The organism is Pseudomonas sp. KB_12, from assembly GCF_052114545.1.
GTDB classification, from domain to species: domain Bacteria; phylum Pseudomonadota; class Gammaproteobacteria; order Pseudomonadales; family Pseudomonadaceae; genus Aquipseudomonas; species Aquipseudomonas brassicacearum.
This window is the reverse complement of sequence record NZ_JBFREY010000056.1, coordinates 1-24,180: the sequence shown is the minus strand read 5'-3', so window position 1 is coordinate 24,180 and position 24,180 is coordinate 1. Positions and strand designations below refer to the sequence as shown.

The window sequence follows — 24,180 nt, the reverse complement described above, 5'->3', positions numbered from 1 at the left end:
TCAGACCAGGACAGCCGCAAGCACCTGTGCATTCTTCACGCAAGGCTGGCAACTCCCCATCCTGAAGGCACACCGACCGTGGCGAGGGAGCTTGCTCCCGCTGGGGGGCGAAGCCGCCCTCGCTTTTCAACCGCTGAAACTCTTCAACCRTGCCACCGTTGCGTCTGCTGCGCAGCCGAGCGGGAGCAAGCTCCCTCGCCACAAAAGCTCGTTGGCCAGCGGCATCCCACAAGTGCTTGTGTATGGACTTACCCATAATTTCCCCTCCCCCCACGCCAACCACCGTCTAAGCTTCAAGCAAGTCCGATCAATCTGCGTGAATGGATCAGTCGACTATGGGCGCTTTGTGGCAAACCGATTCGAATGAACCTGTGGTCCCGACTGAACGTATGGAAGAAGCGCCTTTACCTCAAAAAAAACGCCGCGCACGGCATGGCTGGCGGGCATTCTGGTTGTTGCTGCTGATTATCGTGGTGGTGGTCGGCCTGGCGGTGGCCAAGGAAATGCGCACGTCGCGGTTCCAGGCCCGGGAGCTCAGCAAATACGCTGAGTCCCTGAGCTATGCGGTGCAGCCGGGGCCCAGCGATGCCATCGTCTATCCGGGTGCGGGCCCGTTCGACCGGCGCTTGGGCTACAGCGCGCTGGGGGAATTCCTGCCGCGCCTGCTCAAGCGCGACTACGTGATCCAGGCCCAGGCGCGGTTCTCGCCGGCCTTGATGGGCTACGTCGAAAAAGGCCTGTTCGTGCCCTATTCGGAAAAGATCCAGGCCGGCCTGACCATCACCGACTGCCGCGCCGCGCCGGTCTATCAGTTCAAGTACCCGCAGCAACTGTATGCGAACTTCGAAGCGATCCCGCCGGTGGTGGTGCAGAGCCTGTTGTTTATCGAGAACCGCTTCCTGCTCGACCCCAAGCAACCTCTGGCCAACCCGGCAGTTGACTGGCCGCGTTTCGGCATGGCGGCCTGGTCGCAAGTCGCCAAGCTGTTGAGCCTGCCGGGGCAGTCCGCCGGGGGCAGCACGTTGGCGACACAACTGGAGAAGTACCGTCACTCGCCTGAGGGCCTGACCGTGTCCGGCGCGGAAAAAATCCGCCAGATGATTTCCGCCAGTGTCCGCGCTTACCAACCCGGCCCGCAAACCCTCGAGGCGCGGCAGCGGATCATCCGCGACTACCTCAACAGCGTGCCGCTCTCCGCCGTGCCCGGGCATGGTGAAGTCCATGGCATGGCTGAAGGCTTGCGGGTCTGGTACGGCGCCGATTTCAAGCGGGCCAATGAACAGCTGTTCAGTACCGCCACCGACCCCAAGAGCCTGGCGGAAAAAGGCTTGGCCCTGCGGGAAATGCTGTCGTTGATGATCGCCCAGCGCCGCCCCTCCCATTACCTGTCCAAGGGGCACGATGAACTGGCGCGCCTGACCGACAGCCACATCCGGCTGTTGGCGCAGAACGGCGTGATCGATGCGGCGTTGTCCGAGGCGGCCCTGGCGAGCCAGGTCAGTTATCGCGACTGGATCCAGGACCCGACCGTCCAGCCCAACGAAACCAACAAAGGCATCAGCGCCGCCCGCAGTCGCCTCGCCGCCCTGCTCAATCGTCCGCTGTACGACCTCGATCGCCTCGACCTCTCCGCCACCAGCACCTTGCAAAGCGACTTGCAGGCCCAGGCCACCGACTACCTCAAGCGCTTGGCCGACCCGGCCTTCGCGACCGAGATCGGCCTGATGGGCGAACGCCTGCTGACCCCCACCAGCACCACCCAGGTGCGGTACAGCTTCACCCTGCTGGAACTGACCCCCGACGGCTCGCGCGTGCGAGTGCAGACCGACAGCACCGACCAGCCCTTCGACATCAACGAAGGCAGCAAGCTGGAACTGGGCTCCACCGCCAAGTTGCGGGTGCTCACCACGTATCTGCAGATCATCGCCGAGCTGCACGAGCGCTATGCCCAGCAAACCCCGGCGGCATTGAATAAAGTCGACATCGCCGAGCCGGACCGCCTCTCCCGCTGGGCCGTGGACTACCTGATCCAGAACACCGACCGCAGCCTGCCGAAAATGCTCGAGGCCGCGCTGGACCGGACCTATTCAGCCAGCCCCGGAGAAGCGTTCTTTACCGGTGGCGGGCTGCACACCTTCCACAACTTCCGTAACGAGGACAACGGCCGCATCCCCACGCTGCGCGACGCCCTGCGTGAATCGATCAACCTGCCGTTCATCCGCCTGATGCGCGATCTGGTGCGCTACGCCACCTATGCCGGCCCCAATAACAGTTCCGAGCTGCTCAAGGACGACAAGGACCCACGCCGCCAGGAATACCTGGCCCAGTTCGCCGACCGCGAAGGCACCTCGTTCCTGCTCAGGTTCTGGAAGAAGTACCAGAAAAAGGACACCGGCCAACGCCTGGAAACCTTCCTCGACGGCATGCGCCCTACGGCGATCCGCCTGGCCGCCGTACACCGTTATTTCTTTCCCAACGACAGCCAGGAAAATTTCAACCGTTTCGTACGCGCGCACTTGAAATCGGCCAAGAGCGCCGAAAAACTCACCGACGAACGCCTGGAACGGCTCTACCAGAGTTACGGCCCCGGCGCCTATGACCTGCCGGACCAAGGCTTTATCGCCAAGGTCCACCCGCTGGACCTGTGGTTGATGGGTTACCTGCTGAACAACCCCGACGCCAAGTTCAGCCAGATCGTCAAGGCCAGTGAGTTCGAGCGCCAGGAAGTCTACAGCTGGCTGTTCAAGAGCCGGCACAAGAGCGCCCGCGACAGTCGTATCCGCACCATGCTGGAGATCGAAGCCTTCCTGGATATACACCAGCGCTGGCAACAAGTCGGCTACCCCTTCGACCACCTGGTGCCGTCGCTGGCCACCGCCATTGGCAGCTCCGGCGACCGCCCCGCCGCGTTGGCGGAACTGGTGGGCACTATCCTCAACGATGGCATCCGCAAGCCCGCGCTGCGCGTCGACAGCCTGGACTTTGCCGTCGGTACGCCTTACGAGACACGGCTGGTGAGCAATCCGGATAACGGCAAGCGCGTGATGCCGGTGGAAGTGGCCCAGGCCTTGCGCGGTGCGCTGTCCCAGGTGGTGGATGCCGGCACCGCGAAACGCGTGGCCGGCAGTTTCAAACTGGCCGATGGGACACCGTTGGCCATGGGTGGCAAGACCGGTACCGGCGACAACCGCATCGAAGCCATCGGCTCCGGTGGGCGGGTGATCAGTTCCAAGTCGATCAACCGCACCGCCACCTTCGTGTTCTACATCGGCGACAGCCATTTCGGCACCCTGACCGCCTTCGTGCCAGGCGCCTCGGCGCAGAACTTCAAGTTCACCTCGGCCTTGCCGGTGCAAGTTCTCAAAGGCATGGCGCCGTTTCTCTCGCCCTACTTGCAGCCGGGGACTCATACCCAGTGCAAGCCGTTGGTGGCGAGCGAATGACGTGTACAGGGATCCTGGATTAAAGAGTTACGCGAGGAACTGCATCGAAGATGACAGTGAAGTTCGCGGTGTACAGCCCCCCGGACCAGTGAGGGATGCCATAATTAACCGGGTTGATGACCATTTCCACCTGAGTCCCTGGCGTAGACGTGGCATCATCTACTACTTCTTGAGGCGCATAGCCCAACAATACGTTATTGAACCAGACGCGCAAAGGTCTGATCACGCTACCATTAGACAGATCAGGGCGTCCCTCAAGGTAAGCATGAACCGAGCCGTCGGTATTCTTTACATCAAAGGTATGGCGTATGGAACTCAACTCGTAGGTTACAGGGTTGTAATACATGTACTCATCGTTACCAAAATCCGGATTGCGTGGCTGCACATGAAACTGTTTATTAGGAATGTTCGCTGTAATATGAATAGCCGTCTGTGCGTTATCGGCAGCGAATATTAAAGAGGTATTCAAGGCCGCGACGCCAAGTACGGTCGCGCAGAGCAATTTTCCAAACATGTTTAACTCCTGTTGATAATATTTTAAACAATGAAAGGTACACACCCGCCTAAACGGCCAGCACCTTTTAGTTTTGACCTGCTTTGCAGGCCGGCGGGAGCAAGTGCTCTCGCCACGTGGGGCCAGATAGGCCAACGTTCTTCAAAGGGCTACGGCGCCACCGCATCGAACACCATGTGCACCGTGCCGTAATAGTCACCCGGTTTGTATTCATCGTCGGGCTTGATGGCGGCGATTTCCAACGGCACCTGACGTCCAGGCCGGGCCTCGATGGCCGATACGACCTGGGTCGAATCCAGGGTCAGTTCAACGTTGTTGAACTTCACCCGCAGGTCGATTCGTTCACGGCCATTGGACAAATACGCCTCTTCACTCAAGCGTGCGCCGATGGAGCCATTGCTGTTCTTCACCTCGTAGGTCGCCCGCAGTGGGCTGAGCTCATTGGTGATGGTGCTGAACGGCAAGCGTTGTTCGCGCTGGACTAGCTGCGGGTCGAGGGGCAGCACATAAAAATCCGCCGTCGGAATGGTCACGTAGAGCTCGAACGTCTCCCGCTCCACCGCCCCCCAAGCCGAAACCCAGGGTAACGTCAACGCCATCACTGCAAGAGGGCATACCGTTTTCTTGAACATTTTGATTACCTTTGGCATCAGCCTGGGTTCGACGAAGGTGATCGTCACCCCTTGATCTCGATGTTTTTGGTCACGCCGCCTTCGATCAACGTGAAGCGATATTCACGGCCCGCCTCCTTGTCGAACGAAAACGTGCGCCCGGCCATGACGTGGTGTTTGGTGGTGGGCCGGCAGTCGTTTTCCTGCTTCGCGACACAATCCTTGAACTCATCGATAATCAGGACGCTATTGCCGTTGTTGCGCATCAGGTAACGATCGGGGTTGTCATCGATCACGGTCTCGAAACGGGTATCCTTGGGCCGCACGAAAAACACCGTGCCGTAGCCCGCCAGGACCTTGACCCCCGCCTCCACGCGTTCCTTCTTGTACGCTTCGCGCTCTTGCTCGCTGACCGCGAACTCATCCTCCGCCTCCGGCACTACCGGCACAAAACGCACGCGGAAATAGCGCTCCTTGTCGCGGTTGCCCATGAACAGCAACCGCGTGCCCTGCACCCCGTTGGCCGGTACGATCAGCCGCGCCGGGCTGGCCATCAGGCCGTCCCTGGCCGTGACGCTGGCCTGGTTCTGCAAGGGAACTTCCTGATAGGTGCCATCCTGGTTGTAGATGATTTCCAGGATGTTGACCTTGACGAACGCCGTGGACGTCCCGCCGTTGAACACCCGTTTCATGTAGGTGCTTTTGTCGCCGTCGAGGTAGTCGTAGACCACCCCGACACCGATCTGCGGCCCGGCCTGGGCCACGCCGCAAAACAAAAAAACACCCATCCATGCCAATAACCGTTTCATCACTTTTTCAACCTCTGCACTAAACACAATTCACTGAATATTGCCGGCCCGCGGGCCCATCAAACTTCCGAATCCCAGATCACCGTGATATTGCCGATGTAGGTCCTGGCGCCACCGTCCAGCATCTCCTCGACACTCGCTTGGGCGATCTCGAAAGAAAGATTTCCCGGCTGGCGATCGACATAAACATTGGGCAAAAACAACTCTGTACCGCTGCCATCTCGCAGCAGGCGCCGTCGGTTGACCGGTTGACCGGCGAAGTCGGTCAACCCATCAGGCAGGCTTACCCGGACATCCACCGGTACGGCATGACCGGAGCCGGCTTCGGAGATCGCACACGTATTGCCACTGATGTATTGGCACTCGAGCGCCATCTTGAAGCGTGAGGACGTCGAGATATGAAAGCGCTGCTCACGAAACAGCCGAGTCGGTTTGTGCCCGCTGTTCAGCCAGGCTTGCCAGCCTTCCGATGGCACCAGTTCGACCCGGTTGCCGCCGGGCGGGATTTCCACTTTGAAGGCATGCTCCACATCGAGCTTGAAATTGAGCGTGAGCGCCGAATCGTTGGGCAGCATGACATCGCCCATGTCCAATTCCCGACCCGGCCCAATACCAATCGTCACATCTCCCGTGTACTGGCCTGCGGTCATTCGCATAGGGTTGGGCATGCGCAGTTCATAGGCAAAGTCCACGTAGGAATAGGCCATGCTGGGAATCAGATATTGGGCTTTTTTGGCGCACACAGTTTCCATCGGCGTCCTCCAGAAGAACTCGTAATAGTTCTCCCCGAAACGGCCAAAACCGCTCCAATGACAGCCTGTCGGGGGGTAACCCCAGTTGTCGGTCCACAATTTGGTGTGAGCGGTGCCTGGATCCACGCCCCCGCCCACCAGATCGACGACACTGCCGGGGAATTGGTATCGAGAGCCTATGCCGACCCAACGCACTTGAACGATCTCGGTTTCGCCCGTACCTGAATGAACGATTTGCGCCGTGCGCCAGTTGGCGGGCACTTGAAACATTGCCCCCTGCCGAGGATCTGTGTGCCCGGCCTGAATAGCCCTGATGGAATTGACACTCAGCGGCAGCCGGACACTGAACATCTTCCACATCTGGCATTGCGAAGGCAGTTCTGCACAATAACCACTCATAGGGGTGGTATTGAGAAAAGCAGCCTCCTGAGGCTTCGACGGATCCGGCCTGAACACCGCGCTGATGTCTTGGGTAACGGCATTGGCCATGGGCACGCAAGCAAACAAAAACGTTGAAACCACACAGCGCTCGACTAGCGGTGATCCTTTCATTGGTACGACCTCATTCAATTCCGTTGAATAGACCAAGTTCTTTTAAATCTCTGAATCCCAGATCACCGTGACGTCACCGGTATAGGCCTTGGCGCCGCTGTCCAGCATCTCTTCGACGCTGCTACGGGCCACTTCAAAGTGCAGGGTGCCCGGCCTACGATCGACGTAGAAACCCGGCAGGAACAGTTCGGTACCGCTGCCGTCACGCAGCAACCGGCGACGATTGACCGGTTGTCCGGCGGCGTCGGTCAAGCCATTGGGCAGGGTCACGCTGACGTCCACTGGCACGGCATGGCCGGTGCCGGCTTCGGAGATCGCGCAGGTATTGCCGCTGATGTATTGGCATTCGAGGCCCATCTTGAAACGTGATGAGGCGGAGATATGGAAGCTCTGGTCACGGAACAGGCGCGTGGGTTTGCGACCGCTGTTCAGCCAGGATTGCCAGCCTTCCTGGGGGACCAGTTCGACCCGGTTGCCGCCGGGGGGGACTTCGACTTTGAGGGTGTGTTCGACGTCGAGCTTGAAGTTGAGCGTGAGCGCCGAATCGTTGGGGATCATGACATCGCCCATATCAATGTCCTGCCCTGGCCCAACGCTATAGGTCAGCGACCCGGTGTATTGGCCGGACGACATTTTCAGTGGGTTGGGGGTGCGCAGCTCGTAGGCAAAGTCCAGATAGTTGTAGCTCATGGCAGGGATCAAGTATCGGGCCGTTTTCCCACACACACCTTCTGTCGGCACCTTCCAGAAAAAGGCATAACTCGTAATGTTATAGAGTGAAACACCGCTGTATTGACATGGCAAAGGCGCATACACCCATTCAAGACCGCTCCATAACGCCCGGTGGGCTCCCCAAACGCTCGCGCCGCCACCTACCAATTCGATCACACTATTGGAGAACAATTGTCTCGACCCAAAGCCGGACCAGCGCACTTCAACAGTTTCTATTTCGCCCGTCCCCGTATGGGTAACTTGTACCGGACGCCAACTGGCAGGCACTTTAAACATCGCACCTTGCCGAGGATCTTCATGATTCGCCTGGATAGGACTGATCGTATTGGCAGAGAGACGTAATCGAACGCTGAACATTCCTGTCGCCCTGCAGTCCGACGGTCTATCTGCGCAGTAACCACTGATAGGCGTGGTATTGAGAAAGGTATTCTCATTGGGCTTCGATGGGTCAGGCCTGAACAGAGCGCTGATATCCTGGGTCAAGGCATTGGCCGCAGGCACGCACGAAAACAACAACACCGAGACCACGCTGCGCACTGCAACCGATAAGGGTTTCATTTATACAACCTCATACATCAAGACAAATCACTGCAAATAGGTAGGTGAGCAATTCACTTGTGGGAGCAAGGCTTGCCCGCGATGCAGGCGCCTCGCTCTTCAGGTGAATTGCGTTATCGTTCATCGCGAGCAAGCTTTGCTCCCACAGTTTCAGGAGCAAGCTGTGCTCCCACACTCTCATGAGCGCTGCTTCGCCCCGGCCTCGGCCAGCGTCGTATCGGCCAGGGTGTCCGGCGTGCAGCGCAAGTCACCGATCATCAACACGTCGCCTTCGCGATCGGCGTTGTCCGGGTCGAGGCGGAAGCGGCAGAACAACTCGCTGCCATAACGCACCTCCAGGGTGGGCGAGCCGGCATTCATTTCCATGGAGAAGAACCCGTCCGCCTCGCTGACACCGCGACTGGCGTGATTGATGACGTGATGCCCCTTGAGCGGCTGCCCTTGTTCGTCCAACAGACGACCCAGCACGGTCACGGTTTTCATCACGCTGACCTTGCGGTAGTCCACCCCGCCCTTGTTCAGGTGATAACGGGTGCGGGACGGCTCGATGTTCGCCGCCGGCGGATGCACGCCGTCGAAATCGAAGGTCACCATGCTGTTCTTGTAGGCGGTGATCGGCACGAAATTGCGGCCCGGGTGCAAGGTGGTGCTGCCGCCGGTCAAGTCGTCGGCCCTCAGGATGATGTCGTCCAGGTCGGTTTCCACGTCGACGATCATGCCGGCACCGCGTCCCTGGGGCACGCCGGTGAAGGCGGCTTTCTGCCCGCCCACCGCCACCGTGCTGCTCAGGTTCAAACCGCCGGTGAGGTTGTCGTTGTAGGAGGAACGCTGGATGAAGCCATCGCCGTACATCGACTCGGTCATGAAGCTGGCGATACCCGACAGCCCCACGCCATAGGTGTCGGCCAGCGCCGTGGCGGAGACGCTTTGCAAGACGTGGTCTTCCAAGTTGCGGCGATATGAAACCGAGGCATTGTTGTCCCGCGCGCCATCGCGCGAAGTGCGGGTGCCAACGCTGCCCGACCAGTACTCACCCGGCCCGCCCAACGCCACGCTGACGCTCAGGTCCACGCCTCGATTGCGTCGGTCGTTGGTACTCGACGTGCCGGGGCGGTCGAACACGGACAGCCGCCAGTTGGCATCGCTGCCACGCAGCGCGGTGCGTTGGGTCCAGCCCAAGTCCAGGCCGGTGCCCTGGACGTTGCCTTCGCTGTAGGCCAACCGGCCGTTGATGGAGTTCTTGTTGCTCAAGCGATGATTGACCGACAGCGATGAATTGCTGGTCTGGCCGACGTAGACGTTGCGCTGGCGGATACGGGTGCCGTCCGACAAGGTTTCGTAGGTGTTGCGGGTGTCGAGCCAACTGCGGTTGTGACTGGCGACGATGCTGCCATGGCCGTAGCTGTACAGGCCTTGCAAGTCCATGCCGGTGCCGTACTGCTGGGTCTGGTAGACGTTGGCGTACAGGCTGGTGTTGCTGGCGAGCGTCCAGTCGATCGAAGTGCCCACTTGCAGTTTGTCCTGCACCTGGCGCGTGGACGCACCGAGGATCACCCGTGGGTGCAGCAGGTAGTTGACGCCGACGCCGGCGGTCGTGAAACCCGAGGGCTGATCTTCCCAGTTGCTCCACAGCCGGGTTTCGCGACCGGCGAACAGGTTATAGCGCCAGCGGTCCTCGGTACTGTTCCAGTTGTTGGGCTTGTAGACCAGCTCCTGGCTGGTGGCGGTGGTTTGCCCATCTTCAATCAGCCGCACTTCCACTTCATAGATACCGCCGGGCAACGGGCGGGTGTCCAGGCTCTGCAAGCCTGCGCTGACGGCCTGGGTATTGATCAGCAGGCCGCTGCGATAAATTTCCACCGACGCCTGGCGGCTGGCGGTGACATAAATGGGGTAGACGCTGGGCTTGGGATTGTCGATCACCAGGCTGTCGGAGCTGCCGTACATCACCCCCAGCGCGGTGTCCGGGTTGGCGCCGAACGAACGGATCTGGCGATTCAAGCCATCGGAACTGGGCGTGAAGTAACCCAGGCGGAAGAAATTGCCTTCCATTTCCAGTTGGGTATAGAGCTCATGGACCGCGTGGTAGAGCTTGTCGTCCGGCCCGCCAAGACGCGAGAGCTGAAGGTCCAGCGACTGGCTCCAGTTGCCCACGCTGGAACTGGCGTTGAGGCCATAACGTCCGCCGGTGTCCTGTTTCTGGCCACCGTTGATATTGAGTTGGTTATTGAAGATCAGGCCGAGGCTGCCGCCTTCCGGCTGATCGTAGAAACGCTTGGCTTCAGTTGCGCGCTCGACATCCTGGGTCAGGATCGACACCAATGAATTCTCGAGGCTGTAATGCACGGCCAACAGCCCGCCGGTGCAGTTGGTTTCACACGCGCCCAGCACTTGTCCCTGCTTGAGGCGTTGCTCCCATTGTTCGCGCTCGACGGCCTTTATCGTGCTGTCTTGCGTTTCGGTGAATTCCAGCAAGGTAATACGATCATCCCGCGTCAAGACCACCATGGCTTCACCGAGATACTGTTGATTGAGTTCAATACGAACCGCGAGTGGCACATCGAAGAAGTGGGCTTCAAACTCCGCCGGCAGGCCCTTGGCCTGGGACAACAGGCTTCTTGGCGTCGTACCGGGGGCGATTGGCGCGGCCAATGCTGTCGCGCACAAAAACAGCGCGAGCGCACCTGCGATGGGTGTCATCGGAAACATCAACGGATTCTCATATTCAGCGTGCTATCGGGGCGTTTCAGGTACAGGCCGACCGGCTGGGGAGGGCCGGTCGGCCTGCGGCGATGCCCATGGGCGAGGAGAGACTCACCGGGCAGCGAATGGCCTTACGGGCGCGGCACGGCGTCGAAGATGACGGTCATGTCAGCGGTGTACAGGCCGTTCTGGGTGTCCAGGGGCCTGGCCGGGACGATGGTCATGTCGGCCTGGGTGCCTGGCGTGGAGGTCGCATCGTCCACCACTTCCTGCGGTGTGGCGGTCAGGATGACGCCGTTGAAGGCGGTGGTCAGGGCGATGGAGTTGCTGCCGTTGTACAGCGCAGCCGGGCCGCCTTCGATGTAGGCGTTTACCGAACCTTCGGTGTTTTTCACGTCGTAGGTCTGGCGCAACGAAGTCAAGGTGCCGCTGACCGTGTTGTAGCTCATGACTTCGTTTTCACCGAAGTCAGGGTTGCGTGGCTGCACATGGAACTGCTGGGTCGGGATGTTCGCAGTGATGTGGATCGACGAGCGAGCATCACCGGCAGCAAATGCCAGCGAAGAACCCAGGGTGGCGGCGACCAGGGCAGTACTGGATACGAGTTGTTTGAGCATGTTGTTAACACCTGTTCTTGGCATAAAGAGAAAGGTTGAAGTAGCAGCTCAACAACAACTTGATCTGCTCCTCCAACGCCGGGGCATGATCGACTCTTTGCAACTAAAAAAAAGCAGGCAGATTCCCACAAGCGTGTAGTAAATCCGGCACACGAATGCGCGAAAAATACCCGACCTTTTATAAAACTTAAGTTTGTATGTCAGAAACTACCCACACGCCCAGCAGCAGCGCGGCGTCCTTCAAAGTCAAGAAAAACCGCAGCAAAATCCCATCATCCGCTGCCATATCGTATTCAGGTAAGGTCTTGTTTCATCAGAATTAGCCGGCAACGAAACTAGATATATCTTAGTTCCAAGGCATATCCAGCTTCAAAGATATATCTCACGGCAAAGTTATATCTCAGCCCTATCTTGCGCAGAACGGAGAACGCATATGACAGACCCTTATTCCCATTTCAAACGCGAATACGAACACGACGGTTTCGAACAACACCCGGTGCGCCGTGAACGTAACAGCCGTGCCCCCCGGGTCTTTGCCGCCGGTGACCTGAAGTTGCTGTCTCTGGCGCTGATTGCCGAACAACCTTGCCACGGTTATGACCTGATCCGCCGGATCGAAAACATGTTCGACGGCGCCTATAGCCCCAGCCCCGGTGTGATCTACCCGACCCTGTCCTTCCTGGAAATGAGTGCAATGGTCACCTGCGGTGTCGAAAACGGAAAAAAATGCTACAGCGTGACCGATGCCGGACGTCTATCACTTGAGGACCAGGCCCAAACGCTGGATGAGGTGCGCACGCGCATTGAAATCAGCAAGCGCATATTGCGCGGCCATGATCGTCCCCCGGAAATCCATGAAGCGGTGTATAACCTGCGCCATGCCCTGCAAAAGCACCCTGGCCACTGGAGCCCGGAAGAAATCCGGCGGGTGCGCGACCTGCTCAACGACACCGCCAAAGCCATCATCGACGGCCCCGACCGTCCACCTGTCTCGGAGTCAAGCCAATGACCGAAGTCGATCCAAACACCATTCACCGTGTCAGCCACGAGATTAAACGCCGTCGCCTGCAAGTGTTGCGTGTGGAAGACCTGACCCCACGCATGCGCCGCATCACCGTCGGCGGGCCGGAACTGGCCGGGTTCGCCAGCCTGGGTACGGACGATCACGTGAAATTGCTGTTCCCGCAGAACGCCGAGGAACACGCCGCCCTGGAAAACTTCAGCCCCAGCATCGACAAGGCCCAGGGCCCGATGCCCCAGATGCGCGACTACACCCCGCGCCGCTATGACCTCGATACCCTGGAGCTGGACATCGATTTCGTGCTCCACGGCGACGGCCCCGCCGCGACCTGGGCGGCCCAGGCAACGCCCGGGCAATACCTCTACATCGCCGGGCCACGGGGCTCGATGATCGTGCCGGACATCTTCGACAGCTACCTGCTGATCGGCGACGAAACCGCCCTGCCCGCCATCGCCCGTCGCCTCGAAGGCCTGGCGTCCAACCGGCGTGCCCTGGTGGTGGTGGAAGTGGAAAACGGCGCCGAGCAGCAGATTCTCCAGAGCCCGGCGCAGGTGCACGTGATCTGGGTGCTGCGCGAGGGGCGCCAGGACAACCTGCTGCGCACCGTGCAACAGCTGGACATGCCCGGCGGCAAGCTGTACGCCTGGGTCGCGACCGAGAGCAAGGTGTCGCGGCAGATTCGCAAGGTGTTGCTGGAAGAGAAAGGCCTGGACCAGGATTTCGTAAAGGCGGTGGGGTATTGGAAGCTGGATGACAGTGAGGAAGATTGAGGGACTGACGGCGGCTGTAGGAGCTGTCGAGTGCAACGAGGCTGCGATCTTGTCCCAGACAGTTGAGTCGCAAGCGAAAGCTCAGGATCAAAAGATCGCAGGCTTCGCCAGCTCCTACTGAGCCCAGCGCGAGCTTGCTCCCTCGCCACAGGGCCATCGCTGTCCTTTAATGTCTTGATCAACCTTCCACCAGGTACCCCGCCCCATGCTTTTCCTGCTCGCCTACATCAGCAGCGTCGTGCTGATCAACTTCGCGTTTTCCGCCGCGCCGCACCTGGACGTCATCTGGTCGGCCTGGGGCGGCCTGGTGTTTATTCTGCGGGACATGGTGCAGACCCGTTTCGGCCACGGCGCTATCGCGGCGATGCTGGCGGCGCTGGTGTTGTCCTATGCCACCTCGGACCCGACCATCGCCCTGGCCAGCGCGACGGCGTTCGCCGTGTCCGAGTGCATCGACTGGCTGGTGTTCACGATCACCAAGCGCCCACTGCATGATCGGTTGTGGATCAGTTCGGCCCTGAGCATTCCCCTGGACACCTTCATCTTCTTCGGCCTGATCGACGCCCTGACGCCCGCCGTGGTGATCACCGCCCTGCTCTCGAAATTCGCCGGGGTCACGGCCGTCTGGCTGATCATGGCCTGGCGTTTACGCAAACAGGCCATCGCCGGGCGGTTCATGTAAAATGCCGCGCTTTCTCCCATGGGAAGCTCGCCCGGCGCGCAACCCGCGATGATCCGCTCCTGTTTGAGGACCTTCAGATGACCCGTATCGGAACCCCATTGTCGCCCACCGCGACCCGCGTTTTGTTGTGTGGCAGCGGTGAGCTGGGCAAGGAAGTGGTAATCGAACTGCAGCGCCTGGGCGTCGAGGTGATTGCCGTGGACCGCTACGCCAACGCGCCGGCCATGCAAGTGGCCCACCGCAGCCATGTGATCAACATGCTCGACGGTGCTGCCCTGCGTGCGGTCATCGAGGCCGAGAAGCCGCATTTCATCGTGCCGGAAATCGAAGCCATCGCCACCGCCACCCTGGTGGAACTGGAAGCCGAAGGCTTCACCGTGATCCCCACCGCCCGCGCCGCGCAGTTGACCATGAACCGTGAAGGCATCCGTCGCCTGGCCGCCGAAGAGCTGGGTCTGCCGACCTCGCCGTACTTCTTCGCCGACACCGTGGAAGACTACCGCAAGGCCGTGGAAACCTTGGGTTTCCCATGCGTGGTCAAGCCGGTGATGAGTTCCTCGGGCAAGGGCCAGAGCCTGCTGCGCAGTACCGATGACGTGCAAAAAGCCTGGGACTACGCCCAGGAAGGCGGCCGTGCCGGCAAGGGCCGGGTGATCATCGAAGGGTTCATCGATTTCGACTACGAAATCACCCTGCTCACCGTGCGTCACGTCGGCGGCACCACCTTCTGCGCGCCGGTCGGCCACCGTCAGGAAAAGGGCGACTATCAGGAATCCTGGCAGCCACAAGCCATGAGTCCGGTGGCCCTGGCCGAATCCGAGCGCGTCGCCAAGGCAGTGACCGAGGCCCTGGGTGGTCGCGGCCTGTTTGGCGTCGAGCTGTTCATCAAGGGTGACCAGGTGTGGTTCAGCGAAGTCTCGCCGCGCCCACACGACACCGGCCTGGTGACGCTGATCTCCCAGGACCTGTCGCAGTTCGCCCTGCATGCCCGCGCCATTCTCGGCCTGCCGATCCCGCTGATCCGCCAGTTCGGCCCGTCGGCCTCGGCGGTGATCCTGGTGGAAGGCCAATCGACCCAGACCGCTTTCGCCAACCTGGGCGCCGCCCTGAGCGAACCGGACACCGCCCTGCGCCTGTTTGGCAAACCGGAAGTCAATGGCCAGCGCCGCCTGGGCGTGGCCCTGGCCCGCGATGAGTCCATCGAAGCGGCCCGTGCCAAGGCGACCCGCGCCTCGCAGGCCGTCAAGATCGAGTTGTAAAACTTGAGTAGCTTGACCCCTGTAGGAGCTGTCGAGTGCAACGAGGCTGCGATCTTTCCCCAGACACTTGAATCTCAAGCGAAAGATCAAAAGATCGCAGCCTCGCTTCGCTCGACAGCTCCTACACAGTCCAGCAGGGCTAAAGAAAAAGGCGACACCCGCAAGGGTGTCGCCTTTTTCATGGTCGCCGGTTGAGCTTAATCCGGCAGTTTGTAGGCAATCACATAATCGCCCTGCTTGGTGCCCAGGGAACCGTGGCCACCGGCAACAACCAGCACATATTGCTTGCCGTCCTTGCCGGTGTAGGTCATCGGCGTGGTCTGGGCGCCGGCTGGCAGGCGGCCTTCCCACAGTTGCTTGCCGTTTTTCACGTCATAGGCACGCAGGTACTGGTCGAGGGTGCCGCTCAGGAACGCCAGGCCGCTGGCGGTGGTGAACGTGCCACCCAGGCTCGGAACGCCCATGCTCAGCGGGATCGGTACCGGCGAGCTGTCACGCACGGTGCCGTTCTTGTGCTTCCACAGGGTCTTGTTGGTGGTCAGGTCCACGGCCGCCACATAACCCCACGCAGGCGCCTGGCAAGGCAGGCCCATTGGCGAGAGCAGCGCTTCGAGGATCACCCCATATGGCGCGCCCTTGTTCGGCTGCACGCCTTCGGTTTCGCTCTTGCGCCCCGGGCCACCAGCCACTTCGGCGGCCGGCACCAGCTTCGACTTGAACGCCATGTAGCTCGGGTTGACGAAGGCGATCTGGCGCACCGGGTCCACCGAAATGCCGCCCCAGTCGAACACGCCGAAGTTACCCGGGTAGACGATCGAGCCTTGCAGCGACGGCGGCGTGTACATGCCGTCATAGCGCAGCGACTTGAAGTCGATCCGGCAGAGCATCTGGTCGAACGGGGTCACGCCCCACATGTCGCGTTCCTTGAGGACCGGCGGCACGAAGTTCAGGTCGGACATCGGTTGGGTCGGCGAGGTGTGGTCGCCTTCCACCGCGCCCTGGGGCACCGGGATTTCCTTGATCGGGATGATCGGCTGGCCATTGCTGCGGTCCAGCACGTAGATGCTGCCCTGCTTGGTCGACGCCAGGACGGCCGGTTTCACGCCATCGGCAGTCTTCATGTCCATCAGGGTCGGTTGACCGCCGACGTCCATGTCCCACAGGTCGTGGTGGGTGAACTGGAAGTACCAGCGCACTTTACCGGTGGCGATGTCCAGGGCGGTCAGGCCGGCGGAGTATTTTTCCGATTCCGGCGTGCGCAGGCCTCCGAACTGGTCGGGGGTCTGGTTGCCCATCGGCAGGTAGAGCATGCCGAGTTTTTCATCGACGCTGAACATGGACCACATGTTCGGCGAATTGCGGGTGTAGGTCTTGCCCTCGGCAATCGGCGTGGTGTCGTCCGGGTTGCCGCTGTCCCAGTTCCACACCAGCTTGCCGGTATGCACGTCGTAGGCACGGATGACACCGCTTGGCTCGTCGGTGGAGACGTTATCGGTGACGTGGCCGCCGATCACCACCAGGTTCTGGGTGACCGCCGGTGGCGACGTGGAGTAGTAACCGCCGGCCGTGAAACCGCCGATGTTGGCGGTCAGGTCGACCTGGCCCTTGTCGCCGAAGTCTTCGCACATCTTGCCGGTGTCGGCATTGAGGGCGATCAGACGGGTGTCGGCGGTCGGCAGGAAGATCCGCCGTGGGCATACGGTGCTGGCCGGCGTGGTGCTGGCGGCACCCGTAGGGCTCTGCTCGGCAGAGGCGTACGCGGCGTCATCGTGATAGGTCACGCCACGGCAGGTCATGTGGGCCCAACCCTTGAAGTTCTGCGCTTTTTGCGTGGAAAGCTTCGGATCGAAACGCCAGATTTCCTTGCCGGTATCTGGCTCCAGGGCAATCACCTGGCTGTGAGGCGTGCACACGTAGAGCATGCCGTTGGCCTTCAGCGGGGTGTTTTCGGCAGTGGTTTCACCCGGATCGTTCGGCCCTGGCAGGTCGCCGGTGCGATAGGTCCAGGCCGGCACCAGTTTGCTGACGTTCTCGGGGGTGATCTGCGCCAACGGCGAATAGCGGTCGCCATGGGCACTGCGCCCGTAGGAGTTCCAGTCGCCGTCCGGCATGGCCGGTGCGGTGTTGGCCATGCCCGGCACGCTGTCGCGGTCCAGTTGACCCTTGACCTCACCCGGGGTGGTGAACTGGCTGGCGAGAGCGGCGATACCGGCGATGACCACGGCGGCGCCCAACGCGCGGGTGCCCGTGGCCGAGGCATCGGCGGTCAACAACGGGCGGCGGAACCACGGCAGCAACATGACGATGCCCAGGGCAAACAGCATCGCCAGGCGCGGCACCAGTTGCCACCAGTCCAGGCCCACTTCCCACAACGCCCACACGGTGCTGGCGAACAGCACCAGCGCGTACAGGCCCAGGGCCGCGCGACGGGCCATGATCAGCAACACGCCGGTCAGCGCCAGGCCGAGACCGGCCAGCAGGTAGTACAACGAGCCGCCAAGCGTGCTCAGCTTGACTCCCCCGGCCAGCAGGGCCAGGCCCATCAATAGAAGCAGAATGCCGAGCAGACTCGGTAGCAGACGGCTTCGACTCAAAGCACCCTCAGTGCTCATAGTGTGTTTCTCCGTGACGTTTTAAGGAGTCCCGCGCAAGTAGTCACTGTAGATGACGATCTTGCGGGGGCATGGTTCAGTTGAAAAAAGGCAAATTCGGTTGCCGCGATCCCCGTGGGAGCGAGCTTGCTCGCGATGGCGGCGTGTCAGTTGGCTTCGATGTTGAATGTGCAATGGCTATCGCGAGCAAGCTCGCTCCCACAGGAAGTCAACGAGACAGCGCTGTCTTTCAGGGTCAGGACATTGAGCATTCATCAGATCGTTTAGTGGGAATAAGCTGGACGCAGAGGCTTCGGCACAACAGAAGAAGCGTTTCAGCAGGCGGCGCAAGGATAATGTCCTGTTCTCAATAGAGAAAGGGCTTTTGCTGACATGAATCATCTCGGATTCGGTAACAGTGCGCCTGGCGCTGGCGGCCATGATGAAGGCTATGCTTCCACCAAAGGGGCACCTCGGCTAAGGTGCGCGGCTTTACACCTTTAGCGCGAAGGCCTCCCATGACCGAACCCAACAACAACCCGCTGCACGGCGTGACGCTGGAGCAGATCCTCAACGCCCTCGTGCAGCACTACGAATGGTCGGGCCTGGCCGAACGCATCGACATCCGTTGCTTCAAGAGCGACCCGAGCATCAAGTCGAGCCTGACCTTCCTGCGCAAGACGCCGTGGGCGCGGGAGAAGGTCGAGCGCCTGTACATCAAGTTGATGCGCACCAAACGGCCGGTCTGAGCCGTGGGAAGTGACCAGGGTCGTCACCTCACGCTGCGACAGCGTTTTGTCTGCGTGACGGCACTGCTGGGCTGGGTGGGATTGAGCATCCAGCTGTACCTGATCCTGCTGGGACGCTGGGAACTGGACGCGAGCCTGCTGGGCGGGCTGGTGAGTTTCTTCAGTTTCTTCACGGTCCTGACCAACACCCTGGTGGCCGTGGTACTGACCTGGGAACTGACCCCTCGGGAGTCGGCGGCCCGGCGCTGGTTCCTGCTACCCAGCGTGTGCAGCGGCATCGCCGTGAGCATCGCCCTGGTCGGCCTGGCCTACAACCTGCTGCTGCGCCACCTCTGGCAGCCCGAAGGCTGGCAGTTCGTGGCCGACGAGTTGCTGCACGACGTGGTGCCCTTGCTGTACGTCGCCTATTGGTGGCTGTGGGTGCCCAAAGGCAGCTTGCGCCTGGGCCACGTTGGGCTTTGGGTGATCTACCCCTTGGTGTATTTCGCCTATGTCCTGCTGCGCGGGGATCTATTGGCGGCTTACCCCTACCCTTTCATCGATGTGGCGAACCTGGGTTATCCACAGGTGTTCATCAATGCCGGGGGGATATTGCTGGGGTTTATCGCGATTGCGCTGGGGGTGGTGGGGGTGGATCGGTGGGCATCGTTGAAATAGAGGCCTGCAGAGCACATAGCTGTGTGAGCCAAACCTGTGGGAGCAAGGCTTGCCCGCGATGAAGATCACGCGGTTTACCTGAAGACCACGGCGCCTGCATCGCGAGCAAGCTTTGCTCCCACAGGTAGGTGTCCCACAGGGGTTTGTATTCCATCTCCGGTATCACCGCCTGGCCGGCAACATCCACACCAACCCACTGGCCTTGGCCCGTTCATGACACAACGCCAAGACACCGCGGCGCTCCTCGTTGTCCATCCGGCTCCACCGGGTGATCTCCGCCACGGTGCGCTGGCAACCGGTGCAGACGTCATCATCGTCCAGCGCGCAGATGTTCACGCAGGGCGAAGGCACCGGGCGTTCAGGGGCGCTCATGGTTCCTGCTCGAACAGGTCGCGGGCGTAGCGCTGGGAGTTGTGCACATAGTGCGCCGCGCTGGCCTCAAGCATGTTCTTCTGGGCCTCGGTCAGTTCACGCACCACCTTGCCGGGCGAGCCCATCACCAGCGAACCGTCGGGAATTTCCTTGCCTTCGCCGATCAGCGAGTTGGCGCCGATGATGCAGTTCTTGCCGATCTTCGCGCCGTTGAGAATCACCGCGTTGATGCCGATGAGGCTGTAGTCGCCCACCGTACAGCCATGGAGCATGGCGTTGTGGCCGATGGTCACGCCGGTGCCGATGGTCAGCGGATAACCCATGTCGGTGTGCATCACCGTGCCGTCCTGCACGTTGCTGTTCTTGCCGATCAGGATCAGTTCGTTGTCACCGCGCAATACGGCGTTGAACCAGACATTGGCGCCCTCTTCGAGGCGGACCTTGCCCACCAGCGTGGCGTTGGGCGCGACCCAGCTCTGTGGGTGGGTTTCGACACGGGCATCGCCCAGGCGGTATTTCATGAGGGTCCTCGGGTCATCAGGTATTGATGTAGCTTTTGGGCGGTGTGTGCAGGTCGATGTCGGCGTCGTACAGCAGGTTGACCAGTTCGACGATCATGATCGCCGTCAGGCCCCAGATCTTGTACTCGCCAAACCGATAGCTGGGCACGTACCAACTACGGCCCTGGTAATCGATCCGGTGCGTGTGTTCACGCGGATCCTTGCGGAAAAACTCCAGCGGCACGCTGAATACCGCAGCGATCTCGGCATCGTTGGCCTGGTATTCGACGTAGTCCGGAATCACCCCGACATACGGCGTGACCTTGATACCGTGCAGCGAGATCAGCGGGCTGAGGGGGCCGATCACTTCCACCAGGCCGGGCGGCAGGCCGATTTCTTCCTCGGCTTCGCGCAGGGCGGTGAAGATCAGGTCCGGGTCTTCCGGGTCGCGGCGCCCGCCGGGGAACGCCACCTCGCCGCCATGGGTCGAGAGCCCGCTGGCGCGCAGGGTCAGTACCAGCTCCGGTTCATCGCTGCGGGTAATCGGCACCAGCACCGCGGCTTCAGGGAAACGTTGGTCGGTCTGCAGATCGTGCGGGGTATGGTTGCTTACTCGATGCAGTAGCTCGTCCAGCATGAGACTTCTCGATTTGTTCGCTACCTTGCATCATGCACCAATCGTTCAAGCGGCCCAACCCCCGCACCGCGCCGTGTCGCGAAACGACAACTTGCCGCACCGGCCTACGCACGCCAAGATAGGCGCAGCATTCAGGAACCCAAGCATGAAATTCTGCAGCCAGTGCGGTAACCCGGTGACCCAGCGCATACCCGAAGGCGACTCGCGCCTGCGTTTTGTTTGCGACACCTGCCATACCATCCATTACCAGAACCCCAACATCGTGGCCGGTTGCGTACCGACCTGGGGCACTAAAGTCCTGTTGTGCCGGCGTGCCATCGAGCCGCGGCGCGGTTACTGGACGCTGCCGGCGGGCTTCATGGAGAACGGCGAAACCATCGAACAGGCCGCCGTACGCGAAACCGCCGAAGAAGCCTGCGCCCGGGTGCGAAACTTGAGCATCTATACGCTGATTGACGTACCGCATATCAGCCAGGTACATGTATTCTTCCGCGCCGAACTGGTGGACGAGGATTTCGCCGCCGGGCCCGAGAGCCTGGAAGTGCAGTTGTTCGAAGAAGCGGACATTCCTTGGGACGAGTTGGCTTTCCGTACGGTGGGCCGCACCCTGGAATACTTCTACGCGGACCGCCGGGCGGAGGATTACCCCGTGCGATCCGAATCGATCCCTCCGCTGGCCCAACCTGCCAACACCTGAAAAAACCAATCCAATATAGCCGCGACACCTCCTAGGGATATCGTTTCAATGCGCTGGTTGCTTGTCCTGTTCTGCTTGTCGTTCACTGCTATGTCCCAGGCCGCTGCGGTGGGAACCTACAACGGCAAGGTCATCGAAAAAGTGCTGGTGCTCAAGTCCGCCCATCAATTGCAATTGATCAACGACGACAAGCCGCTCAAGACCTATCGCATCTCCCTGGGCAAGGGCGCCAAGAAAGGCCCCAAGCTGATCGAGGGCGACAAGCGCACCCCTGAAGGCTTCTATTGGCTGGACTGGCGCAAGACCAGCGACCGGTTCTATCTGTCGATGCACATTTCCTACCCCAACATCAGCGACGCCGCCCGCGCCCGCCGCGAAGGCGTGGAACCGGGGGGCATGATCATGATCCACGGCACGCCGGATTCGGAAGAGAACCCTGAGCAGTTGTTCCATACCCTGGATTGGACCGATGGCTGCATCGCCATGCGCAATGTGGACATACGCGAGGTGTGGAACCTGGTGCCGGATGGGACGATGATCGAAATCCGACCGTAACACCCTTTTTTTACGGCGAGGAGCTCCTGTGGCGAGGGAGCTTGCTCCCGCTGGGTTGCGCCTGTAGGAGCTGTCGAGTGCAACGAGGCTGCGATCTTGCCCCAGACACTTGAGTCTCAAGCGAAAGATCAAAAGATCAAAAGATCAAAAGATCGCAGGCTTCGCCAGCTCCTACAGAGCCCCGCGCGAGATTGCTCCCTCACCACAGGTTACGTGGCATCAAGTCCGAAGCTCTACCCGGTCCAAGGCTTTGTTCGCCAACAACGTTCCCAGCTCGATCATCTGCGCCACGCCCAACGCCACATGCCGCCGCGAACCGTCCAAGTCAAACAGGAGGTCGCTAAGCACCGCATTGGCCGAGGCCAGGGTTTCGCTGAGGTTGGCCAGTAAGGTTTCGGTGTCAACGTTGTCCGATACGCTGAACAACTGCACCGAGGGTTGGGGGTCTGGTTCGCTGTCGTCGGGCTTGAGGTAATGGTCCATCGCGCGGTCGGCGGCTTCTTTCAGCTTTTCGGGGGCGTAGTCGCCGTAGGGGAAGGTGGAGGCGGGTTTTGGCATGTCAGAATTACTTTTCAATTGAAGCTCCTTTAAATTAATGGAGCCCAGGACAAAACGTCCGGGCCTATTGCCCCTTGATTTTTTTCGGACGGTCAAACCCGGTCGCTGAGTTGGCAGCGACACCCAGAGGCTAGAGCCCTCGCTTCCTAGGGACAACCTTAAAAACATGTCGGAAACTTCGGTGCGTCTGACAGACCAAGCGGTGATCATTCACACAACAAAAAACCGGCCGAAGCCGGTTTTTGAGGATGGCATTTGGGTCTACACAAACGCTGCACGCTGCTCAGCCTCATAATGCCGAGTCTGAAAAGGCAGGAGGGTTTGCACCTTCAAGCCAAGACCTTCATTCAGCCCCCAAGAGAGAGCGAGTTCATCACGGCGTCTGCGAAGCGCAACAGCGGTTTGTGAGGTTATGGCTTGCTTGGGTGTCGAGCGTAAAAATAGCTCAAGGGCTTTGAAGACTTCCAACGCACGACTGTCCGTGACACACGAAAAACGGGTGAGTCGTTCGAGCAGATAGCCTGCGCGACGCAACTCGACCTCATCAGTGTGTTGACTCAGAAAAGCTTGAGCCGCGCTTATCAAGTCCAAGTTGGAGTACCAGACAGCTTTGGCGGCGCTTACGAGCGCAACATCATCTGCGTGATCCAACGGGCTTTTGACCAATGTGTCCAGAGCGGCTGAGAGGACGTGGCCGTTAGCAGGCTTCGCCATCTGTATTCTCCAAATAATCTTGCAAAATTTGAGTAAGAACAGAAATTGGAGGCTCTTTGTTGCCAACATATACATCAATTGCCTGAAATGGCAGTCGACGCAGCTCAGTGGTCAATATGAAGCCGGCCCTTAGGAGCGCCATGATGTCGCCAATATCCTGATCCGTTGCTCTGCCCAACTTTGAAATCGCAATATCTACAGGGGCAGCAACGTGAACGTGTAGAGGAGACTCTACCGGGAACTCTTCAAGAGGGAGGCTTCGAGCCCAATAGTCCTCGTGAATCGGACCAAAGCTAGTGTTGTATTGGAGGTCGTAGTTGAGCTCCATCAATCGGCCGGACTTTTCGTCGACAAATTGCTCAGGCACTTCCGCAAGTAACGTTCGAAGATGAAAGCCTTCTGGAAGGCTAGCCTCATAAATTTCGGCGTCAACGTCCGTGGAGACACGATGGTTTGTATAAAGGTGCACTGCACACCCACCAAAAACGATGACTCTGACCACCCCAGGCACTGCATTCTCAGAAGTCAGCTCCGCTTCGACGGACTTGAACATTGAAACCAAAGCCTGTCCCAGCGCGGTACTTGTATTGAGGTGGGGGGCGATCGTATCCGGCATTTCCATGTTTGAACCTCAGAGGCTGATGTTGCTCCTTGAAACTGGGATCTGCCACTTGGCCTTGCCAAAGACCAGTGAGCGATCCCTGCGTTTGGAGACGTAGGCCCCGAAACTAGAGCCCCCGTTTCTGAGGGACAACCTTAAAAACATGTCGGAAACTTCGGTGCGTCTGACAGACCAGCCATCTGATCAGGGATGTTTCGCACAAATTCAAATAGGCTTTTTTTGGATTGAATTGGGTACATATCCGTTGCTGCGCTAACGGCCACTTAGGGTTCCGCCCTGACGGCGGGTCACTTTTGGAAAGAGCGCCAAAAGTAACCAAAAACGCTCTGCCCCACCACTCGGTGCCTCGCCTAGGCTCGGCATGCCCTCACTCCGGCATTGCTCCGTGGGCCCGCCGCGAAGGGCCATCCATGGCCCAGCGCGGCTATCCCGGCATCCATGCCGGGATGCCCACTCCACAATGCCTGCGTTCGGCCATCGTGGTTAACGGGGCGCCGAGATCAAC

23 protein-coding genes are annotated in these 24,180 nt (G+C 60.1%); 9 read left to right on the top strand and 14 right to left on the bottom strand.

The genetic code is table 11. The features are described 5' to 3' along the window. The first annotated feature begins 335 nt into the window (after window positions 1–335). Window positions 336–3,443 carry a transglycosylase domain-containing protein gene (locus tag AB4Z20_RS26820; protein WP_442091057.1) on the top strand — a complete coding sequence of 1,036 codons (3,108 nt, stop codon included), beginning with the start codon at window positions 336–338 and terminating at the stop codon, window positions 3,441–3,443. A gap of 19 nt (window positions 3,444–3,462) precedes the next feature. Here AB4Z20_RS26820 and AB4Z20_RS26815 read toward each other — a convergent pair whose 3' ends face one another. The 7 genes from AB4Z20_RS26815 to AB4Z20_RS26785 all read right to left on the bottom strand — a co-directional run bounded on the left by AB4Z20_RS26815 (window position 3,463) and on the right by AB4Z20_RS26785 (window position 11,291). After that, a complete protein-coding gene (locus AB4Z20_RS26815) occupies window positions 3,463–3,957 on the bottom strand; it encodes a CS1 type fimbrial major subunit (RefSeq protein ID WP_253477711.1) in 495 nt (164 codons plus the stop codon). Between the two features lie 149 nt (window positions 3,958–4,106). After that, window positions 4,107–4,589 carry a CS1 type fimbrial major subunit gene (locus AB4Z20_RS26810; RefSeq protein WP_253477713.1) on the bottom strand — a complete coding sequence of 161 codons (483 nt, stop codon included), beginning with the start codon at window positions 4,587–4,589 and terminating at the stop codon, window positions 4,107–4,109. A gap of 44 nt (window positions 4,590–4,633) precedes the next feature. Then, on the bottom strand, window positions 4,634–5,377 hold the full coding sequence (locus tag AB4Z20_RS26805; protein WP_258689252.1) for a molecular chaperone: 744 nt from the start codon (window positions 5,375–5,377) through the stop codon (window positions 4,634–4,636). A gap of 59 nt (window positions 5,378–5,436) precedes the next feature. Next, window positions 5,437–6,681 carry a hypothetical protein gene (locus AB4Z20_RS26800; protein ID WP_258689253.1) on the bottom strand — a complete coding sequence of 415 codons (1,245 nt, stop codon included), beginning with the start codon at window positions 6,679–6,681 and terminating at the stop codon, window positions 5,437–5,439. A gap of 42 nt (window positions 6,682–6,723) precedes the next feature. Beyond that, entirely contained in the window at window positions 6,724–7,971 is a 1,248-nt protein-coding gene (locus AB4Z20_RS26795; RefSeq protein WP_258689254.1) for a hypothetical protein, read from the bottom strand. Window positions 7,972–8,148: 177 nt separating this feature from the next. Beyond that, on the bottom strand, window positions 8,149–10,680 hold the full coding sequence (locus AB4Z20_RS26790) for a CS1-pili formation C-terminal domain-containing protein (protein ID WP_442091054.1): 2,532 nt from the start codon (window positions 10,678–10,680) through the stop codon (window positions 8,149–8,151). A 125-nt stretch (window positions 10,681–10,805) separates the two neighbouring features. Continuing rightward, on the bottom strand, window positions 10,806–11,291 hold the full coding sequence (locus AB4Z20_RS26785) for a CS1 type fimbrial major subunit (protein WP_253477722.1): 486 nt from the start codon (window positions 11,289–11,291) through the stop codon (window positions 10,806–10,808). Window positions 11,292–11,724: 433 nt separating this feature from the next. On the opposite strand from AB4Z20_RS26785, the gene AB4Z20_RS26780 reads away from it, so the two are divergent. The 4 genes from AB4Z20_RS26780 to purT all read left to right on the top strand — a co-directional run bounded on the left by AB4Z20_RS26780 (window position 11,725) and on the right by purT (window position 15,023). Continuing rightward, entirely contained in the window at window positions 11,725–12,300 is a 576-nt protein-coding gene (locus AB4Z20_RS26780) for a helix-turn-helix transcriptional regulator (protein WP_253477725.1), read from the top strand. After that, window positions 12,297–13,082, top strand: coding sequence for a siderophore-interacting protein (locus AB4Z20_RS26775; protein ID WP_024618488.1), 786 nt, complete (start codon window positions 12,297–12,299; stop codon window positions 13,080–13,082). Before AB4Z20_RS26780 ends, AB4Z20_RS26775 begins: the two co-directional genes overlap by 4 nt. A 205-nt stretch (window positions 13,083–13,287) precedes the next feature. Next, on the top strand, window positions 13,288–13,764 hold the full coding sequence (locus AB4Z20_RS26770) for a VUT family protein (protein WP_024618489.1): 477 nt from the start codon (window positions 13,288–13,290) through the stop codon (window positions 13,762–13,764). A gap of 77 nt (window positions 13,765–13,841) precedes the next feature. After that, a complete protein-coding gene (gene purT / locus AB4Z20_RS26765; RefSeq protein WP_018603333.1) occupies window positions 13,842–15,023 on the top strand; it encodes a formate-dependent phosphoribosylglycinamide formyltransferase in 1,182 nt (393 codons plus the stop codon). A gap of 197 nt (window positions 15,024–15,220) precedes the next feature. On the opposite strand, the gene AB4Z20_RS26760 is transcribed toward purT, so the two are convergent. Next, window positions 15,221–17,635 carry a glucose/quinate/shikimate family membrane-bound PQQ-dependent dehydrogenase gene (locus tag AB4Z20_RS26760; RefSeq protein WP_442091051.1) on the bottom strand — a complete coding sequence of 805 codons (2,415 nt, stop codon included), beginning with the start codon at window positions 17,633–17,635 and terminating at the stop codon, window positions 15,221–15,223. 497 nt (window positions 17,636–18,132) lie between these two features. Between AB4Z20_RS26760 and AB4Z20_RS26755 the strand changes: the two genes are divergently transcribed. Continuing rightward, on the top strand, window positions 18,133–18,363 hold the full coding sequence (locus AB4Z20_RS26755; protein WP_003205228.1) for a VF530 family DNA-binding protein: 231 nt from the start codon (window positions 18,133–18,135) through the stop codon (window positions 18,361–18,363). 3 nt (window positions 18,364–18,366) lie between these two features. Then, window positions 18,367–19,020 carry a Pr6Pr family membrane protein gene (locus AB4Z20_RS26750; protein WP_442091049.1) on the top strand — a complete coding sequence of 218 codons (654 nt, stop codon included), beginning with the start codon at window positions 18,367–18,369 and terminating at the stop codon, window positions 19,018–19,020. Window positions 19,021–19,182: 162 nt separating this feature from the next. Here AB4Z20_RS26750 and AB4Z20_RS26745 read toward each other — a convergent pair whose 3' ends face one another. From AB4Z20_RS26745 to AB4Z20_RS26735, 3 genes are read right to left on the bottom strand one after another with little or no spacing between them, the layout of a single operon-like run. Beyond that, on the bottom strand, window positions 19,183–19,392 hold the full coding sequence (locus AB4Z20_RS26745; RefSeq protein WP_258689262.1) for a DUF1289 domain-containing protein: 210 nt from the start codon (window positions 19,390–19,392) through the stop codon (window positions 19,183–19,185). Next, window positions 19,389–19,913 carry a gamma carbonic anhydrase family protein gene (locus AB4Z20_RS26740; protein ID WP_214512414.1) on the bottom strand — a complete coding sequence of 175 codons (525 nt, stop codon included), beginning with the start codon at window positions 19,911–19,913 and terminating at the stop codon, window positions 19,389–19,391. The genes AB4Z20_RS26745 and AB4Z20_RS26740 overlap by 4 nt, the downstream gene beginning before the upstream one ends. Before the next feature lie 16 nt (window positions 19,914–19,929). After that, entirely contained in the window at window positions 19,930–20,529 is a 600-nt protein-coding gene (locus tag AB4Z20_RS26735; RefSeq protein ID WP_214512413.1) for a CoA pyrophosphatase, read from the bottom strand. Window positions 20,530–20,674: 145 nt separating this feature from the next. Between AB4Z20_RS26735 and AB4Z20_RS26730 the strand changes: the two genes are divergently transcribed. Both AB4Z20_RS26730 and AB4Z20_RS26725 read left to right on the top strand, forming a co-directional pair. Next, entirely contained in the window at window positions 20,675–21,226 is a 552-nt protein-coding gene (locus AB4Z20_RS26730) for an NUDIX hydrolase (RefSeq protein WP_320389394.1), read from the top strand. Between the two features lie 48 nt (window positions 21,227–21,274). Further along, the gene (locus AB4Z20_RS26725) at window positions 21,275–21,781 is read left to right on the top strand and encodes a L,D-transpeptidase family protein (RefSeq protein ID WP_253477741.1); all 507 of its coding nucleotides are present in this window, start codon (window positions 21,275–21,277) and stop codon (window positions 21,779–21,781) included. A gap of 219 nt (window positions 21,782–22,000) precedes the next feature. Here AB4Z20_RS26725 and AB4Z20_RS26720 read toward each other — a convergent pair whose 3' ends face one another. From AB4Z20_RS26720 to AB4Z20_RS26710, 3 genes are all read right to left on the bottom strand, one after another. Beyond that, the gene (locus AB4Z20_RS26720; RefSeq protein ID WP_258691267.1) at window positions 22,001–22,339 is read right to left on the bottom strand and encodes a DUF6124 family protein; all 339 of its coding nucleotides are present in this window, start codon (window positions 22,337–22,339) and stop codon (window positions 22,001–22,003) included. A 261-nt stretch (window positions 22,340–22,600) separates the two neighbouring features. After that, entirely contained in the window at window positions 22,601–23,053 is a 453-nt protein-coding gene (locus AB4Z20_RS26715; protein ID WP_253477744.1) for a hypothetical protein, read from the bottom strand. Further along, window positions 23,037–23,675 carry a DUF6036 family nucleotidyltransferase gene (locus AB4Z20_RS26710; protein ID WP_253477747.1) on the bottom strand — a complete coding sequence of 213 codons (639 nt, stop codon included), beginning with the start codon at window positions 23,673–23,675 and terminating at the stop codon, window positions 23,037–23,039. Before AB4Z20_RS26710 ends, AB4Z20_RS26715 begins: the two co-directional genes overlap by 17 nt. Between the last annotated feature and the right edge of the window lie 505 nt (window positions 23,676–24,180).

Coding starts and splice junctions, on each gene's coding strand:
- AB4Z20_RS26800 (WP_258689253.1), bottom strand. CDS start 6,681: ATGAAAGGATCACCGCTAGTCGAGCGCTGTGTGGTTTCAACGTTTTTG.
- AB4Z20_RS26755 (WP_003205228.1), top strand. CDS start 18,133: ATGACCGAACCCAACAACAACCCGCTGCACGGCGTGACGCTGGAGCAG.
- AB4Z20_RS26780 (WP_253477725.1), top strand. CDS start 11,725: ATGACAGACCCTTATTCCCATTTCAAACGCGAATACGAACACGACGGT.
- AB4Z20_RS26760 (WP_442091051.1), bottom strand. CDS start 17,635: ATGAGCACTGAGGGTGCTTTGAGTCGAAGCCGTCTGCTACCGAGTCTG.
- AB4Z20_RS26735 (WP_214512413.1), bottom strand. CDS start 20,529: ATGCTGGACGAGCTACTGCATCGAGTAAGCAACCATACCCCGCACGAT.
- AB4Z20_RS26720 (WP_258691267.1), bottom strand. CDS start 22,339: ATGCCAAAACCCGCCTCCACCTTCCCCTACGGCGACTACGCCCCCGAA.
- AB4Z20_RS26770 (WP_024618489.1), top strand. CDS start 13,288: ATGCTTTTCCTGCTCGCCTACATCAGCAGCGTCGTGCTGATCAACTTC.
- AB4Z20_RS26715 (WP_253477744.1), bottom strand. CDS start 23,053: ATGGCGAAGCCTGCTAACGGCCACGTCCTCTCAGCCGCTCTGGACACA.
- AB4Z20_RS26820 (WP_442091057.1), top strand. CDS start 336: ATGGGCGCTTTGTGGCAAACCGATTCGAATGAACCTGTGGTCCCGACT.
- AB4Z20_RS26740 (WP_214512414.1), bottom strand. CDS start 19,913: ATGAAATACCGCCTGGGCGATGCCCGTGTCGAAACCCACCCACAGAGC.
- AB4Z20_RS26805 (WP_258689252.1), bottom strand. CDS start 5,377: ATGAAACGGTTATTGGCATGGATGGGTGTTTTTTTGTTTTGCGGCGTG.
- AB4Z20_RS26785 (WP_253477722.1), bottom strand. CDS start 11,291: ATGCTCAAACAACTCGTATCCAGTACTGCCCTGGTCGCCGCCACCCTG.
- AB4Z20_RS26725 (WP_253477741.1), top strand. CDS start 21,275: ATGCGCTGGTTGCTTGTCCTGTTCTGCTTGTCGTTCACTGCTATGTCC.
- AB4Z20_RS26795 (WP_258689254.1), bottom strand. CDS start 7,971: ATGAAACCCTTATCGGTTGCAGTGCGCAGCGTGGTCTCGGTGTTGTTG.
- purT (WP_018603333.1), top strand. CDS start 13,842: ATGACCCGTATCGGAACCCCATTGTCGCCCACCGCGACCCGCGTTTTG.
- AB4Z20_RS26775 (WP_024618488.1), top strand. CDS start 12,297: ATGACCGAAGTCGATCCAAACACCATTCACCGTGTCAGCCACGAGATT.
- AB4Z20_RS26790 (WP_442091054.1), bottom strand. CDS start 10,680: ATGTTTCCGATGACACCCATCGCAGGTGCGCTCGCGCTGTTTTTGTGC.
- AB4Z20_RS26815 (WP_253477711.1), bottom strand. CDS start 3,957: ATGTTTGGAAAATTGCTCTGCGCGACCGTACTTGGCGTCGCGGCCTTG.
- AB4Z20_RS26710 (WP_253477747.1), bottom strand. CDS start 23,675: ATGGAAATGCCGGATACGATCGCCCCCCACCTCAATACAAGTACCGCG.
- AB4Z20_RS26810 (WP_253477713.1), bottom strand. CDS start 4,589: ATGTTCAAGAAAACGGTATGCCCTCTTGCAGTGATGGCGTTGACGTTA.
- AB4Z20_RS26730 (WP_320389394.1), top strand. CDS start 20,675: ATGAAATTCTGCAGCCAGTGCGGTAACCCGGTGACCCAGCGCATACCC.
- AB4Z20_RS26745 (WP_258689262.1), bottom strand. CDS start 19,392: ATGAGCGCCCCTGAACGCCCGGTGCCTTCGCCCTGCGTGAACATCTGC.